This is a genomic window from Streptomyces sp. NBC_01233, assembly GCF_035989305.1.
GTDB lineage: Bacteria > Actinomycetota > Actinomycetes > Streptomycetales > Streptomycetaceae > Streptomyces.
The window spans coordinates 6688972-6703460 of sequence record NZ_CP108514.1; the positions used below are offsets into that span (position 1 = coordinate 6688972).

The 14489-nt window shown below is 70.8% G+C and carries 12 protein-coding genes; 7 read left to right on the forward strand and 5 right to left on the reverse strand.

Annotation, left to right across the window (positions count from 1 at the left end):
* Positions 1 to 44: 44 nt before the first annotated feature.
* The 7 genes from OG332_RS31985 to OG332_RS32015 all read left to right on the forward strand — a co-directional run bounded on the left by OG332_RS31985 (position 45) and on the right by OG332_RS32015 (position 8175).
* The gene (locus OG332_RS31985) at positions 45 to 1295 is read left to right on the forward strand and encodes a polyamine ABC transporter substrate-binding protein (RefSeq protein ID WP_327416701.1); all 1251 of its coding nucleotides are present in this window, start codon (positions 45 to 47) and stop codon (positions 1293 to 1295) included.
* A 64-nt stretch (positions 1296 to 1359) separates the two neighbouring features.
* Entirely contained in the window at positions 1360 to 2508 is a 1149-nt protein-coding gene (locus OG332_RS31990; protein WP_327416702.1) for an ABC transporter ATP-binding protein, read from the forward strand.
* The gene (locus OG332_RS31995; protein WP_442816241.1) at positions 2505 to 3443 is read left to right on the forward strand and encodes an ABC transporter permease; all 939 of its coding nucleotides are present in this window, start codon (positions 2505 to 2507) and stop codon (positions 3441 to 3443) included. The genes OG332_RS31990 and OG332_RS31995 overlap by 4 nt, the downstream gene beginning before the upstream one ends.
* The gene (locus OG332_RS32000) at positions 3443 to 4249 is read left to right on the forward strand and encodes an ABC transporter permease (protein ID WP_327416703.1); all 807 of its coding nucleotides are present in this window, start codon (positions 3443 to 3445) and stop codon (positions 4247 to 4249) included. The genes OG332_RS31995 and OG332_RS32000 overlap by 1 nt, the downstream gene beginning before the upstream one ends.
* A gap of 23 nt (positions 4250 to 4272) precedes the next feature.
* Positions 4273 to 5691, forward strand: coding sequence for an NAD(P)/FAD-dependent oxidoreductase (locus OG332_RS32005; RefSeq protein WP_327416704.1), 1419 nt, complete (start codon positions 4273 to 4275; stop codon positions 5689 to 5691).
* A 146-nt stretch (positions 5692 to 5837) separates the two neighbouring features.
* Complete coding sequence (locus OG332_RS32010; protein WP_327416705.1) at positions 5838 to 6302, forward strand: hypothetical protein; 465 nt, start codon at positions 5838 to 5840, stop codon at positions 6300 to 6302.
* A 70-nt stretch (positions 6303 to 6372) separates the two neighbouring features.
* Complete coding sequence (locus OG332_RS32015; protein WP_327416706.1) at positions 6373 to 8175, forward strand: chitinase; 1803 nt, start codon at positions 6373 to 6375, stop codon at positions 8173 to 8175.
* Here OG332_RS32015 and OG332_RS32020 read toward each other — a convergent pair.
* The 5 genes from OG332_RS32020 to OG332_RS32040 all read right to left on the reverse strand — a co-directional run bounded on the left by OG332_RS32020 (position 8141) and on the right by OG332_RS32040 (position 14435).
* Positions 8141 to 8920 carry a phosphatase PAP2 family protein gene (locus OG332_RS32020; protein ID WP_442816242.1) on the reverse strand — a complete coding sequence of 260 codons (780 nt, stop codon included), beginning with the start codon at positions 8918 to 8920 and terminating at the stop codon, positions 8141 to 8143. The genes OG332_RS32015 and OG332_RS32020 overlap by 35 nt on opposite strands.
* A 142-nt stretch (positions 8921 to 9062) precedes the next feature.
* Positions 9063 to 10409 (reverse strand): 4-aminobutyrate--2-oxoglutarate transaminase, encoded by a 1347-nt coding sequence (gene gabT / locus OG332_RS32025; RefSeq protein ID WP_327416708.1) that lies wholly within the window; start codon positions 10407 to 10409, stop codon positions 9063 to 9065.
* Positions 10410 to 10543: 134 nt separating this feature from the next.
* Positions 10544 to 12049 (reverse strand): hypothetical protein, encoded by a 1506-nt coding sequence (locus OG332_RS32030; RefSeq protein ID WP_327416709.1) that lies wholly within the window; start codon positions 12047 to 12049, stop codon positions 10544 to 10546.
* 2 nt (positions 12050 to 12051) lie between these two features.
* Positions 12052 to 13200: a caspase family protein gene (locus OG332_RS32035; protein ID WP_327416710.1), complete on the reverse strand. Its 1149-nt coding sequence runs from the start codon at positions 13198 to 13200 to the stop codon at positions 12052 to 12054.
* The gene (locus OG332_RS32040) at positions 13197 to 14435 is read right to left on the reverse strand and encodes a hypothetical protein (RefSeq protein ID WP_327416711.1); all 1239 of its coding nucleotides are present in this window, start codon (positions 14433 to 14435) and stop codon (positions 13197 to 13199) included. Before OG332_RS32040 ends, OG332_RS32035 begins: the two co-directional genes overlap by 4 nt.
* Between the last annotated feature and the right edge of the window lie 54 nt (positions 14436 to 14489).

Below are 14489 nucleotides of genomic sequence, written 5' to 3' on the forward strand. Positions count from 1 at the left end.
ACCACCGCCCGACCAGCGGTACACCTCCCGAAAGGGCACAGCGCATGGAGCAGTTCGAGCCCGACCGCCTCTCGGCGGTGCAACTCGCCGCGATGCGGCGCAGCCTCACCAGTGGGCGCGGCGCCCTCACCCGCCGTTCGCTGCTGCGCGCCTCCGGAGTAGGAGCGCTCACCCTCGGCGGCCTGGCCGCCCTCGCCGGGTGCGGCATCCCGCCCGCCAAGCGCGAGGGCGACACGGCGGTGGCCTCCGACGACCACTCGGCCGGGGAGAAGGAGATCCAGTTCTCCAACTGGACCGAGTACATGGACACCAGCGAGGACGAGAAGAGCCGTCCGACCCTGGAGGAGTTCACCAAGCGGACCGGGATCAAGGTCAAGTACACCGAGGACATCAACGACAACGTCGAGTTCTTCGGCAAGATCAGGCCGCAGCTCGCGGCAGGCCAGGACACCGGCCGCGACCTGATCGTCGTCACCGACTGGCTCGCCGCCCGCATCATCCGGCTCGGGTGGGCGCAGCGGCTGGACCCCTCGCACCTCCCGCACGCCTACGCCAACCTGATCCCGCAGTTCCGCACCCCGGACTGGGACCCGGGACGGGCGTACAGCTACCCGTGGACCGGCATCGACACCGTCATCGCCTACAACGAGAAGGCGACGGGCGGCAAGAAGGTCGACTCGGTCACCCAGATGCTCGACGACCCCACCCTCAAGGGCCGCGTCGGCTTCCTCACCGAGATGCGCGACAGCGTCGGCATGACCCTGCTCGACCAGGGCAAGGACCCGGCCGCCTTCACCACGGCGGACTTCGACGGGGCGATAGGCCGGCTCCAGAAGGGCGTGGACACCAACCAGATCCGCCGCTTCACCGGCAACGACTACACGGCGGACCTCGACAAGGGCGACCTCGCCGCCTGTCTCGCCTGGGCCGGCGACATCATCCAGCTGCAGGCCGGCAACCCGGACATCAAGTACGCCATCCCCGCACCGGGATACATCACCTCCAGCGACAACCTCCTGGTCCCCGCCAAGGCCCGGCACAAGGCCAACGCGGAGAAGCTCATCGACTTCTACTACGAGCCCCCGATCGCCGCCCAGCTGGCCGCCTTCATCAGCTACGTGTGCCCGGTCGAGGGCGTCAAGGACGAGCTGGCCAAGATCGATCCCGAACTCGCGGACAACCCCCTGATCGTCCCGGACAAGGCGATGGCCGCCAAGGCCCACGCCTTCCGCTCCCTCTCCAGCGAGGAAGAGACCGCGTACGAAGAGAAGTTCGCCAAGCTCATCGGCGCGTAGCCGTACGCGCCCGCCGCGAACCCCTCCCTTGCCCGCTCCGCCCACCCACCCCCGGGACCCCTTCATGACTGACAAGACCGCGGGCGGCGACGTCCGCCTCTCCGGGATCAGCAAGCACTACGGCACCTTCACCGCCGTGCACCCGCTGGATCTCACCATCCCCCAGGGCTCCTTCTTCGCCCTGCTCGGCGCCTCGGGATGCGGGAAGACCACCACCCTGCGCATGATCGCCGGCCTGGAGGAGCCCTCCACCGGCACGGTCCACCTCGGCGACCGGGAGGTCACCGACCTGCCGCCGTACAAGCGCCCGGTCAACACGGTCTTCCAGAGCTACGCGCTGTTCCCGCACCTGAACATCTACGAGAACATCGCCTTCGGGCTGCGCCGCCGCGGCATCAAGTCGGTCAAGAAGCAGGTCGACGAGATGCTGGAGCTCGTCCAGCTCGGTCAGTTCGCCCAGCGCAAGCCGCACCAGCTCTCCGGCGGCCAGCAGCAGCGCGTCGCCGTCGCCCGAGCCCTGATCAACCACCCGCAGGTGCTGCTCCTCGACGAGCCGCTCGGCGCCCTCGACCTCAAGCTGCGCCGCCAGATGCAGCTGGAGCTCAAGCGGATCCAGACCGAGGTCGGCATCACCTTCGTGCACGTTACGCACGACCAGGAGGAGGCCATGACCATGGCCGACACGGTCGCCGTGATGAACGGCGGCCGCGTCGAGCAGCTGGGCGCCCCCGCCGAGCTGTACGAGAACCCGGGCACCACCTTCGTCGCCAACTTCCTCGGCACCTCGAACCTCATCGAGGCGAACGTGGAGTCCGCCGGGTCCGATGTCGTCGTCTCGGCCTCCGGCACCACCCTCCGGCTGCCCGCCGCCCGATGTTCGACCACGCCCCGCGCCGGCGGAAAGCTGCTGGTCGGCGTGCGCCCGGAGAAGATCTCCCTGGTCCACGCCGACGAGGAGCACACCATCGCGGCCGGCCGCAACAAGGTCCCGGGCCGCATAGCGAACTCCTCCTTCATCGGCGTCTCCACCCAGTACGTGATCGACAGCCAGGTCTGCCCCGAGCTGGAGGTGTACGCCCAGAACATCGAGCGGGACGCCCGCCTGGTCCCGGGCGCCGAGGTGATCCTGCACTGGAACCCGGAGCACAGCTTCGGCCTCGACGCCGCCCAGGACATCGACGCGGGCATCGAGACCGTCGAGGAGATCGCGTGACCAGCGCCGCCACGGACACAGCGCCGCCCCAGGCGCCCGCCTCCGCCGAACCCCCGGTGCACAAGCCGTCCGTGCGCAAGCGGCTGATCCCGTACTGGCTGCTGCTCCCGGGCATCCTGTGGCTGCTGGTCTTCTTCGTGCTGCCGATGATCTACCAGGCCTCCACCTCGGTGCAGACCGGCTCCCTCGAAGAGGGCTTCCAGGTCACCTGGCACTTCCGGACGTACTGGGACGCGCTCACCGAGTACTACCCGCAGTTCCTGCGCTCCCTGCTGTACGCCGGCACCGCGACGGCGCTGTGCCTGCTGCTCGGGTATCCGCTGGCCTATCTGATCGCCTTCAAGGCGGGCCGCTGGCGCAACCTGCTGCTGGTCCTGGTCATCGCCCCCTTCTTCACCAGCTTCCTGATCCGCACGCTGGCCTGGAAGACGATCCTGGCCGACGGCGGCCCCGTGGTCGCCGTCCTCAACAGCATCGGCTTCCTCGACGTCACCAGCTGGCTCGGCATGACCGAGGGGGACCGGGTGCTGGCCACGCCGCTCGCGGTCGTCTGCGGTCTGACGTACAACTTCCTCCCCTTCATGATCCTGCCGCTGTACTCCTCGCTGGAGCGCATCGACACCCGCCTCCACGAGGCGGCCGGGGACCTCTACGCCCACCCCGCCACGGTCTTCCGGAAGGTGACCTTCCCGCTCTCCATGCCGGGCGTGGTCTCCGGGACCCTGCTCACCTTCATCCCGGCGAGCGGCGACTACGTCAACGCCGAACTGCTCGGCTCCACGGACACCCGGATGATCGGCAACGTCATCCAGTCGCAGTACCTGCGGATCCTCGACTACCCGACGGCGGCCGCGCTGTCGTTCATCCTCATGGCCATCGTGCTGATCATGGTCACCATCTACATCCGCCGAGCGGGGACGGAGGACCTGGTCTGATGCGCACTCCCCTCACCTGGCTCCGGCGCAATCTGGTCGTCATCGCGGGCCTCGGCACGCTCGCGTACATGATCCTGCCGAACGTCGTCGTCACCGTCTTCTCCTTCAACAACCCCACCGGGCGGTTCAACTACGCCTGGCAGGAGTTCTCGCTCGACGCGTGGAAGGACCCCTGCGGGGTCGCCGACATGTGCGGCTCGCTCTCGCTGTCGCTCCAGATCGCGCTGTGGTCCACCCTCGCCGCGACCGCCCTGGGCACCGCCATAGCCTTCGCGATGGTCCGCTACCGCTTCCGGGGACGCAGCGCGGTCAACTCGCTGATCTTCCTGCCCATGGCCATGCCGGAGATCGTGATGGCGGCCTCGCTGCTCGCGCTCTTCCTGAACATGGGCATCCAGCTGGGCTTCTGGACGATTCTGATCGCCCACATCATGTTCTGCCTCAGCTTCGTCGTCGCCGCCGTCAAGGCGCGTGTCCTGTCCATGGACCCGCGCCTGGAGGAGGCCGCCCGGGACCTCTACGCGGGCCCGGTGCAAACCTTCGTACGGGTCACCCTGCCGATCGCGGCCCCCGGCATCGCGGCGGGCGCGCTGCTCTCCTTCGCGCTCTCGTTCGACGACTTCATCATCACCAACTTCAACTCGGGCAACACCGTCACCTTCCCCATGTTCGTGTGGGGATCGGCCCAGCGCGGTACGCCTGTGCAGATCAACGTCATCGGCACGGCGATGTTCGTCATCGCGGTGCTGGTGGTCCTCGTCGGCCAGATGGTCGGCAACCGCCGCAAGAAGGCACAACCGAAGTAGAGCCCTGTAGGGAGTTGGAAGCCATGGCCCCAGTCGCCATGCGTAGTGTTGCGAAATCCCTTTCCGAAGCGAAGCCGGTCTCGTACTGGCTGGACGACCCCGGCAAGCCGGCGCCGCAGCCGGCGCTGACCTCGGACGAGCGCTGCGACCTGCTGGTCGTCGGCGGCGGCTACAGCGGGCTGTGGACCGCGCTGCTCGCCAAGGAGCGCGACCCCGGGCGGGACGTCGTACTCATCGAGAGCAAGGAGGCGGGCTGGGCCGCCTCCGGGCGCAACGGCGGTTTCTGCGCCGCCTCCCTCACCCACGGGCTCGCCAACGGGCTGGCCCGCTGGCCGGACGAGCTCGCCCGGCTGGAGGAACTCGGCGCCCGCAACCTCGACGCCATCGAGGAGGCCGTCGCCCGCTACGGCATCGACTGCGACTTCGAGCGGAGCGGCGAGATCGACGTCGCCACCGAGCCCCACCAGGTGGAGGAGCTGCGCGAACTCCACGAGGAGGCGCAGCGCCTCGGCCTGGCCGGCGGCTCCGAATGGCTGGACGCCGACGCACTGCGTGCCGAGGTCGACTCGCCGACCTTCCTCGCGGGCCTCTGGGACCGCGACGGCGTCGCCATGCTCAATCCGGCGAAGCTGGCCTGGGGCCTCAAGCAGGCGTGCCTCGGCCTCGGGGTGCGGATCTACGAGAACACCCGCGGCCTGAAGATGTCCGCGGTCGGCACCGGAATGGCCGTCCAGACCCCCTACGGCACGATCCTCGCCCGCCGGGTCGCCCTGGGCACCAACATCTTCCCCTCGCTGGTCAGGCGGATCCGACCCTTCACGGTTCCGGTCTACGACTACGCGCTGATGAGCGAGCCGCTGGACGAGGCCCAGCTCGCCGCGATCGGCTGGAAGAACCGGCAGGGGCTCGGCGACAGCGCCAACCAGTTCCACTACTTCCGGATCACCAAGGACCACCGGATCCTGTGGGGCGGATACGACGCGATCTACCCCTACCGGGGGAAGCTCGACTCCGAGTACGACCACCGCCCCGAGACGTACCTCAAGCTCGCGGAGCACTTCTTCACCGCCTTCCCGCAGTTGGAGGGGTTGAAGTTCAGCCACGCCTGGGGCGGCGCCATCGACACCTGCTCGCGCTTCTCCGCCTTCTTCGGCACGGCGCACTCCGGGAAGGTGGCCTACGCGGCCGGCTACACCGGGCTCGGGGTGGGTGCCACCCGGTTCGGCGCCGACGTGATGCTGGACCTGCTCGACGGCCTCGACACCGAGCGCACCCGGCTGGAGATGGTGAAGTCCAAGCCGATGCCGTTCCCGCCCGAGCCCTTCGCCTGGACCGGGATCACCCTCACGAAGTGGTCGCTGGCCCGCGCCGACCGCCGCGGCGGGCACCGCAACCTGTGGCTCCGCACGCTCGACCGGTTCGGCCTCGGCTTCGACAGCTGACGCACGCGCCCCGGCGCGAACCGCCGGTCACCGTGTGACCCGATTCGCTGCCATGGAGTAACGCAACCCGCGTCATAGTCGCGCCCGGCCCCGCTCTCTCCCGGTGAGAACCCTTCACCGCGCACGAGACGAACGGAGGCCGGGCGATGACGTTCCCGGGGGCCAAGACGGCAGTGGAATGGCTGGTATCGGTGGCGCCGGACCCCGATGCCTGCCGGTGGGAGTGGGAGCGCAGCCCCCTCGGGGTCGTCCTGCTGCCCGCCGGCCGGCTGTGGGACGTGCTCACCCTGCCCGGGGACCTGGGGCAGGCCACCCTCGACGTACTGCGGCTCATCACCGACCGGCCCGGCCCGGTGCTCGCCGACTTCGGCGACTCCCGGCTGGGCTTCTTCGTGCCCGCCGGCACCGCGTCCCGCTGGCTCGGCACGGGTGTACGGGGTGCCGGGCGCGGGACCTGGATCGTCGTCCCGTATCCCGGCCGGGCCACCGGCGGGGTGCGCTGGGCGGTGCTCCCGGACGGGGAGGGGACCCTCACCGACCCGGTCTTGCTGGAGCTCGCGATGCACGAGGCAGCCGCGAGCGCGCTCGCAGGGGAGGGCCGGACATCTTGACAAGGGCATTGGTCTGGACCATCTTGGGCGCCGCTGACCCCCTCCATCCCCCCATGCCCCGGAGGCAGTTGTGCGCAGAACCTGGTCCATCCTTACGGCCTTCGCCCTGGCGGCGGCCGGATTCCTCGTCGCCGGACCGCCCGCCGCCGCGGCCGACGCCGACCTCGTGCGCAACGGCGGCTTCGAGGCCGGTCTCGACGGCTGGAGCTGCTCGGCGGGCAGCGGAGCCGTCGTCACCACACCCGTACACAGCGGAAGTTCCGCGCTCAAGGCCACCCCGGCCGGTCAGGACAACGCCCGCTGCTCCCAGAGCGTCACCGTCAAGCCCGACTCCACGTACACGCTGGCCGCCTGGGTGCAGGGCGCGTACGTCTACCTCGGCGCGAGCGGCACCGGCACCACCGACGAGTCGGCCTGGACGCAGACCCCCGGCACGTGGAAGCAGCTCACGACCACCTTCCGCACCGGCCCGTCGACGACCTCGGTGACGGTCTACACCCACGGCTGGTACGGCCAGCCCGCCCACCTCACCGACGACCTCACCCTGGTCGGTCCCGACCCCGGCGGCCCCGGCCAGCCCCAGACCCCGGCCGCCCCCACCGGCCTGACGGCCTCCGCCACCTCGTCGAGCTCGGTCTCCCTGAACTGGTCGGCGGTGTCCGGAGCCACCTCGTACACCGTCCACCGGGACGGCGCCGCGGCGTTCTCCGTCACCTCCGCATCCGCGGCCGTGACGGGCCTCGCCGCGTCCACCACGTACACCTTCCGGGTCAGCGCGGTGAACGCGGCGGGCGAGTCCCCGCAGAGCGCCCCCGCCTCCGCGACCACGACCGCCGGCGGTGGCGGCGGGGGAGGCCTGCCCGCGCACGCGCTGGTCGGCTACCTGCACGCGAGCTTCGCCAACGGCTCCGGCTACGTCCGGATGGCCGACGTGCCCGCCTCCTGGGACGTCGTCAACCTCGCCTTCGGCGAACCGACTTCGGTGACCTCCGGCGACATCCGCTTCCGGCTCTGCCCGGTCGCCGAATGCCCGAACGTGGAGTCGGAGGCGGAGTTCAAGTCCGCGATCAGGGCCAAGCAGGCCGCCGGCAAGAAGGTCCTCATCTCCATCGGCGGCCAGAACGGCCAGGTGCAGCTGGCGACCACCGCCGCCCGGGACACCTTCGTCTCCTCCGTCAGCAAGATCATCGACGAGTACGGCCTCAACGGCCTGGACATCGACTTCGAGGGCCACTCCCTCTCCCTCGCCACCGGGGACACCGACTTCCGGGCCCCCACCACGCCGGTGATCGTGAACCTGATCTCGGCCGTCAGGACCCTGAAGGCCAAGTACGGCCCGGACTTCGTCCTGACCATGGCCCCGGAGACCTTCTTCGTCCAGCTGGGCTACCAGTACTACGGCTCCGGCCCCTGGGGCGGCCAGGACCCGCGCGCCGGCGCGTACCTCCCGGTCATCCACGCCCTGCGCGACGACCTCACCCTGCTCCACGTCCAGGACTACAACTCGGGCTCGATCATGGGCCTCGACAACCAGTACCACTCCATGGGCGGCGCGGACTTCCACATCGCCATGACCGACATGCTGCTCACCGGCTTCCCGGTCGCTGGCAACACCGCCCGCGTCTTCCCGGCCCTGCGCCCGGAACAGGTCGCGATCGGCCTCCCGGCCACCACCAACGCGGGCAACGGCCACACCTCGCCCGCGGAGGTGAACAAGGCCCTGAACTGCCTGACGAAGAAGACCGACTGCGGGAGCTACCAGACCCACGGCACCTGGCCCGGCCTGCGCGGCCTGATGACCTGGTCGATCAACTGGGACCGCTTCGGCGGCTGGGAGTTCAGCCGGAACTTCGACGGATACTTCGGCGGCTGACCCAGCCCACCCCGAACAGCAGGGGCGTGCACATCAGCAGGCTGGCCAGGACGTCCAGGGGCCAGTGCCACCCCCGCAGGACCAGCCCGACGGCCGTCGCCCCCGTGAGCACGAGGGCGGCGGCCGTCGGCCAGGGGCGGCGGGTGTACGGGCGCACGAGCAGGGCCGCGCCGAGGTACGCGACGGCCGCGGTGGCCGTGTGGCCCGAGGGGAAGTAGCCGGCGGCCCACGGTTCCAGGGGGCCGGGCCGGGCGGTCCACTCCTTGAACGGGATGACCAGGGCCGGTACCAGGGCCATGGCCAGCCCCGCGGCCCCGGCGGCGAGACGCCGGCCGCGCCACGCGGCGCAGGCCATGGCGAGCGCGAGGACGGGCACGGCGACCGGGATGTTCCCGAGGTCCGACAGACGTTCGGTGACGGAGTCCGGGACCGTGCGCACCAGGGCGCGGCTCAGCGCGTGATCCGGCGCCAGCAGCGGGCCGGAGACCAGCACCTGCCAGGTGATCAGGGAGAAGACCAGGCCGCAGACGACGGCGATCAGGAGAGGAGTGGCCGGCCGTCCCGGAACAGGGGGGATGGTTCCGGGACGGCCGCCCGGATCGGGTTGCCGCACGCCCCGGGGGGTTTGGGGCGAACGGCTGTCCGATCGGTGAGGAGTGTGCGCGAACGCATGTCCAATACGGCGCTGGGGAAGCCCGGTACTGGTGTCGCCCTCGGTTTCCCGTGAGCGGGGTGTCTCACTCATCTGCAGAAACCGTACGGCAGCAGAAGGGGGACCGACAGCAGGATCGCGCTCCCGCCATCGGCCCCCCACAGCTTCTTCACAGCGCCCGCCCGTTACCGCCGGTATGGAGGGGGTGCTGCGATCGGACGTTCTAGGCGTCCGCTCAGACGTCCGTGCCGATGGCGGCGAACGCGGCCTCGATGAGGTCCATGCCCTCGTTCAGCAGGTCCTCGCCGATGACGAGCGGCGGGAGGAAGCGGAGCACGTTGCCGTAGGTGCCGCAGGTGAGGACGAGCAGGCCCTCCGCGTGGCAGGCCTTGGCGAGCGCGCCGGCCGCCTCCGGGAACGGGGTCTTGGACACCGGGTCCTTGACCAGCTCGATCGCGATCATGGCGCCGCGGCCGCGGATGTCGCCGATGATCTCGTACTTCTCCTGCATGGCCGTCAGGCGGGCCTTCATGAGGGACTCGATCTTCTTCGCCTTGGCGTTGAGGTCGAGCTCCTTCATGGTCTCGATGGAGCCGAGCGCACCGGCGCACGCCACCGGGTTGCCGCCGTAGGTGCCGCCCAGGCCGCCCGCGTGGGCGGAGTCCATGATCTCGGCGCGGCCGGTCACGGCGGCGAGCGGCAGACCGCCCGCGATGCCCTTGGCGGTGGTGATCAGGTCCGGGACGATGCCCTCGTCCTCGCACGCGAACCACTGGCCGGTGCGGCAGAAGCCGGACTGGATCTCGTCGGCGACGAAGACGATGCCGTTCTCGTTGGCGAACTTCACGATCGCGGGCAGGAAGCCCTTGGCCGGCTCGATGAAGCCGCCCTCGCCGAGCACCGGCTCGATGATGATCGCGGCGACGTTCTCGGCGCCGATCTGCTTGGTGATCTGGTCGATCGCCTGGGCGGCGGCCTCGGGGCCGCAGTTCTCGGCGCCGGTGGGCCAGCGGTAGCCGTAGGCGACCGGGACGCGGTAGACCTCGGGGGCGAACGGACCGAAGCCCTGCTTGTACGGCATGTTCTTCGCCGTCAGCGCCATCGTCAGGTTGGTGCGGCCGTGGTAGCCGTGGTCGAAGACGACGACGGCCTGGCGCTTGGTGTACGAGCGGGCGATCTTGACGGCGTTCTCGACGGCCTCGGCGCCGGAGTTGAACAGGGCCGACTTCTTCGCGTGGTCACCGGGGGTCAGCTCGGCGAGCGCCTCGCAGACCTCGACGTAGCCCTCGTACGGGGTGACCATGAAACAGGTGTGGGTGAAGTCGGCGAGCTGCGCGGAGGCGCGGCGCACGACGGCCTCGGCGGAGGCGCCGACCGAGGTCACGGCGATGCCGGAGCCGAAGTCGATCAGGCGGTTGCCGTCGACGTCCTCGATGATGCCGCCGCCCGCACGGGCCGTGAAGACGGGCAGGACGGAGCCCACGCCACCGGCCACCGTCTGGAGGCGGCGTGCCTGCAGCTCCTGCGACTTGGGGCCGGGGATCGCGGTGACGATCTTGCGCTCCTGCGGGACAGCGGTCATAGGGGGCTCCTGGGGGTGTTTTCGGACGCACTTGTGTCTTTGTCCGCAGGCTAGGCCCGGGGGCGGGGGTACTGCATGCTCCGTTCGGTAGTGATCTCGGCGTGTCCTTGTCCGCGACGGCCATAGGAGGTCCGTCATTCATCCCCCTGGGCGCTTGCCTCCACAACGCTCTCCAGGCCGCGGACCAAGGCCAGCGGCTCCCGATCGCGACTGTCGGTCGTGAGGCGCAGCCGGTGCCCGCCGGGGGTGTCGCGGCTCCACTGCCGAAGGGCTTCTGCGAGAAGGCCCTCGCGGAGCCCCGCGAGCGGAATTTCGAACGCGTGGGGGTTGCGTACGGTCACCTGGGCGACGATCCCGGCCTCCACCAGCCACCGGGCGAGGCTCCAGCGGGCGTCCGCGTCCTCCAGGGTCACGATGAGAACCGGGTCCGTGAGCACGCCCCCACGGGGGATCGGAAGGAGGAGATCCGGCTCCAGAGCGGCCATCCCGAGCCCAGCCCGGCCGCCGCGCAGGAGGCTGATCTCTCCCCTGCTCATACGGAACTCGATCACCTCCGTGTCAGGGCGCCGGTTGCGACTTGGCGCACGAGCGGGCCTGGAGGGATCCTCCGCCGTGTAGGCGGTGAGGGCTCCCGCCCGTGCCGTGGCGATGTAGGGGGAGAAGGCCTCCAGCGCAGTGCGCCGGGCGCCGCCGCGGCCCGCCGGCAGCCGGCTCAGCAGGGAGCCCAGCAGGTCGATGCCCGCGGAGGCGACCGGCGGCCGCCGCTCCGCCCCGAGTTGGGCGAGGGCGTCCCGATAGGTGCCGCGGGACTCGGTCCGCCGGGCCAGCCAGGCCCCGATGGCCAGCCGGTCCGCGCTCGTCCCGGCGGCGGTCGACACCTGGTCCTGCCAGCTGACGACCCCCTCGACGTCCTCCTGGCGGCAGCGCAGATATCCCACCGCGAGGTCGAACAGCGCCGACGCCTCCTCCCGCGGTGCGCCGGGCCATGCCGCGGCCACCGTTTCGGCGTACGCCATACGGCCGAGCCGCAGGGCCTCCAGCAAGGTGAAGCCCGAATCGGCGGTCGGCCGGACCTCGACCTGAGGTGCGCCGTACGCGTGGCCCGCGGGCGCAAGGGTCATCGACATCCCGCGGAGGGCGAGTGTGGAGACCGGGCTGCGACGACCACCCCCGACGTGGATCGCGAGCGGCCCCGCAGCCACGTGCTCGGCCACCGAGAGCACCAGGCGGCCGGCCGCGGCGTCGTCGACCCGCACCGCGTCGTGCGGATCGAGAAGACTCCAGTCACCGCCATCCGCCGTCCGGCTCCACACCTGCACCCAGCCGGAGGAGCTGCGGGGTCGGCCGACGGGCAAACGCCCTGCCTCTGGTCGCCCCGCGGGGCTCTTGCGCACATCGAGGAGGACCTCGCCGGAGTCGCCCGGAGTGACCACCGCGGGCTGCATGCGCAGATACGGAGACCAGGCCCTCACCAGGCAGCGTTCGCCCCGGGGGAGTACGACGTCGGCCGGGCGGCCCGCACGCAGCGCGACCCGCGCCAGCAGGTTCGCCCCGCGGTCGACCACGTCGGCCACGCCGATCACGGTGCCGGGCCCGGCCTTCGGTATCGCTGCCGCGCGGAGCGGAACGGATACGCGCACGCTCACAGGTTCCGTACCTCCACGCTGTGAGCGTGGCAGGGCGGCTGGAGCCAGGACTCCCGCCGAGTGGATTCGAACCGGCCGTTGGCGAAGGTCACGCCGACCTCGCCAAGGCCTGGCGGTCCGTTGTCCTGCCACGGCTCGGCCTTGGCCGTGCGGTCGGCGACCAGCCGGCCGCTGCCGTCGTGGAACGACCACTCGGCTGCGGCGAGCGAGTCCGCGGAATCGGTGTCGAAGTGGAAGGGCACCTGCGGCAGCCCGTCGAAGCGGAACAGCTCGCCGCCGAGCATGGTCCCGGAGACCTCGCAGGCCTGGTCCGGCCGGCCCTCGACGGCCAGGCCGGGCCACTCCATCAAGTACTGGACCGCGGTGCCGATGGTGCGCGTGGTGACCGCCCAGTCCTGCGTGCCACGGCTGTCGGGCGACCGCAGGGCGCGCAGGACGGCTTTGGTGAAGAGCGTGCTGTCGTACTGCGCCCCGTAGGCGCTCTGGCCGGCGCCGGTGGAGCGCACGATCACGGTGTCACGTCGGACGGGCCTCTTGCCGGGCTGTTTCAGGGGAGGCGCCTCGATCCTGTCCAGGTCATCGACGGCGTCGGAGGCGGAACGGCACGCGTCGACGAAGAAGCACTGGATCTGGGCCCGGTTGGCTTCCAGCCCCATGCGCATCCGGTCGAAGTTGAAAGCGGTGGCGAAGTAGTCCTCGGGGTCCGCACCGGTGTCCTGCAGCAGCAGGATCTGGTCGCCCCGCCCCTGTTGCAGGCCATGGCCGATGAAGAAGAACAGTGCGACGTTGCCGGGGTCGCTGTCGCACCTCTCGTCCCAGCGCTTGAAGGCCGTTTTCACGTCCGCCAGCCTGGCGGGGTCGACGGCGCCGAACTCCTCGTCGTCCCGGCCGTCATCGCCCGCGGACAGGAGCAGTTCGAGGCTGCCCAGGGGCAGGTCCGACCGGCCCTTCAGATCCAGGAGCTCCCGGCAGGCACGCCGCGCCGATTCCGGAGGCGAGGTGAGCTGTCCCAGCTCCCTGGAGAAGGCGTCCCGCCTGCAGTGCTGCCCCGTCGGACTGCCGGGGAAGTAGTCGTACCGGCCCACGCCGATCACGAGGGCGTGCAGAGCGGGGCCCGGCTCGTCACGTTCCCAGAGCGTGGTCACACCGGGCTCCCCGACACCCGGGCGGCGAGGCGGGTGTGGAAGGCCGACGACCTCAGGTAGCCGCTGTGGGCCCACCAGGCGCCGCTGCTGAAGACGAAGTCCTCCGCCCCCTCGAAGACGGGGGCGGCGAGGAAGCCCACTGGATCGCCCGGGTCCACCGTGTTGATCCACCGCCGTACGTTGGCCAGGGCGGGCACCTTGGGGCAGCCGGCGTGCGGCAGGCCGGGGTCGCTGGCGAGGAACAGCTTCTGCTCCTCGAACATCCCCACCTGGGTCCCCGCGGTCACCAGCAGGTCCACCTCCAGGTCGGGGCGGAACGTCGACAGGATGTCGTGGACGATGTTTCCCCCCATGCTGTGCGCCACCACGACGAGCGGTTCACCGAGCTCCGACGCCGCCTTCGCGGCCTCGTCGAGCGCCCCGGTGACGGTGGTGACGATGGCCCCCGGCTGCTGCGGGGTGCCCCGGCCGGCGAGGTACGCCATGACGTCACCCAGGAGGGAGGACGTTGTGGGGGTCGCCCACCGGCGGGCCGCGGACGCCATGCCCCCGGCGACGACGGTCGCCGCCGCCCTGTTGATCCTCCGCAGCGGGCGGCGCAGGGCGCTGCGGGTGGACGACACCTGGCCGAACCGCTCCCAGGTGCCCGCGGCGCCCGCGCCGTCCGCGACGGCGCCGGGTGTCCACTGAGCCAGGACGTCGACGAACGCATCGATGAGGGCCTCGTCGTCCTCGACGTCCTTCGCCCACGAGAACCGGGAGAGGCCGAGGAGGCGTCCGTCCGGCGCGAGTTCGTCGCAGTAGCCGGTGGCCCGCGCGCAGAAGTCGACGACGGCCGCGACGTCGTCGCCCTCGGCCGCCGACACCGCCGCACTGAGGAGCCCGACGGCGTGGGCCAGCGAAGTGGCCGCCGCGGTGATCAGGACCCGGTCGGGCGCGGCGGGCGTCCCCGTCACGACGGCAAGGCCCGTGACGGCATGTCGGACGGCGTCCTCTTCGCCCCCGGCACCGGGCCCGCCCAGGACCTCCGGTCCGGCCCGCCGCAGCGAAGCCCCGTTCCAGGCGAGGGGAGGTACGTCCCCGCCCCACCACGGACCGAGGACCGTGCTGCGCTCGGCGTCGCACCCCGTCGCCGGAAGCAGGTGCCGGCGGAACAGCGCCTCCAGCACAACGGAACGCTGCTCGAAAGCTTCCCTGTCCCTGTTCCCGATGCCATGCACGTGCACCAGCGACATCGCCACCCCCTCGTGCTTGCTGCGGTCTCAATTGTGCGTCATGACCACTGAGGC

What these genes read in the sequence shown, in the direction of transcription:
- OG332_RS32000 (WP_327416703.1), top strand. Translation starts at nt 3,443, where the DNA reads ATGCGCACTCCCCTCACCTGGCTCCGGCGCAATCTGGTCGTCATCGCG.
- OG332_RS32040 (WP_327416711.1), bottom strand. Translation starts at nt 14,435, where the DNA reads ATGTCGCTGGTGCACGTGCATGGCATCGGGAACAGGGACAGGGAAGCT.
- OG332_RS31990 (WP_327416702.1), top strand. Translation starts at nt 1,360, where the DNA reads ATGACTGACAAGACCGCGGGCGGCGACGTCCGCCTCTCCGGGATCAGC.
- OG332_RS32005 (WP_327416704.1), top strand. Translation starts at nt 4,273, where the DNA reads ATGGCCCCAGTCGCCATGCGTAGTGTTGCGAAATCCCTTTCCGAAGCG.
- OG332_RS31985 (WP_327416701.1), top strand. Translation starts at nt 45, where the DNA reads ATGGAGCAGTTCGAGCCCGACCGCCTCTCGGCGGTGCAACTCGCCGCG.
- gabT (WP_327416708.1), bottom strand. Translation starts at nt 10,409, where the DNA reads ATGACCGCTGTCCCGCAGGAGCGCAAGATCGTCACCGCGATCCCCGGC.
- OG332_RS32010 (WP_327416705.1), top strand. Translation starts at nt 5,838, where the DNA reads ATGACGTTCCCGGGGGCCAAGACGGCAGTGGAATGGCTGGTATCGGTG.
- OG332_RS32020 (WP_442816242.1), bottom strand. Translation starts at nt 8,920, where the DNA reads ATGAGTGAGACACCCCGCTCACGGGAAACCGAGGGCGACACCAGTACC.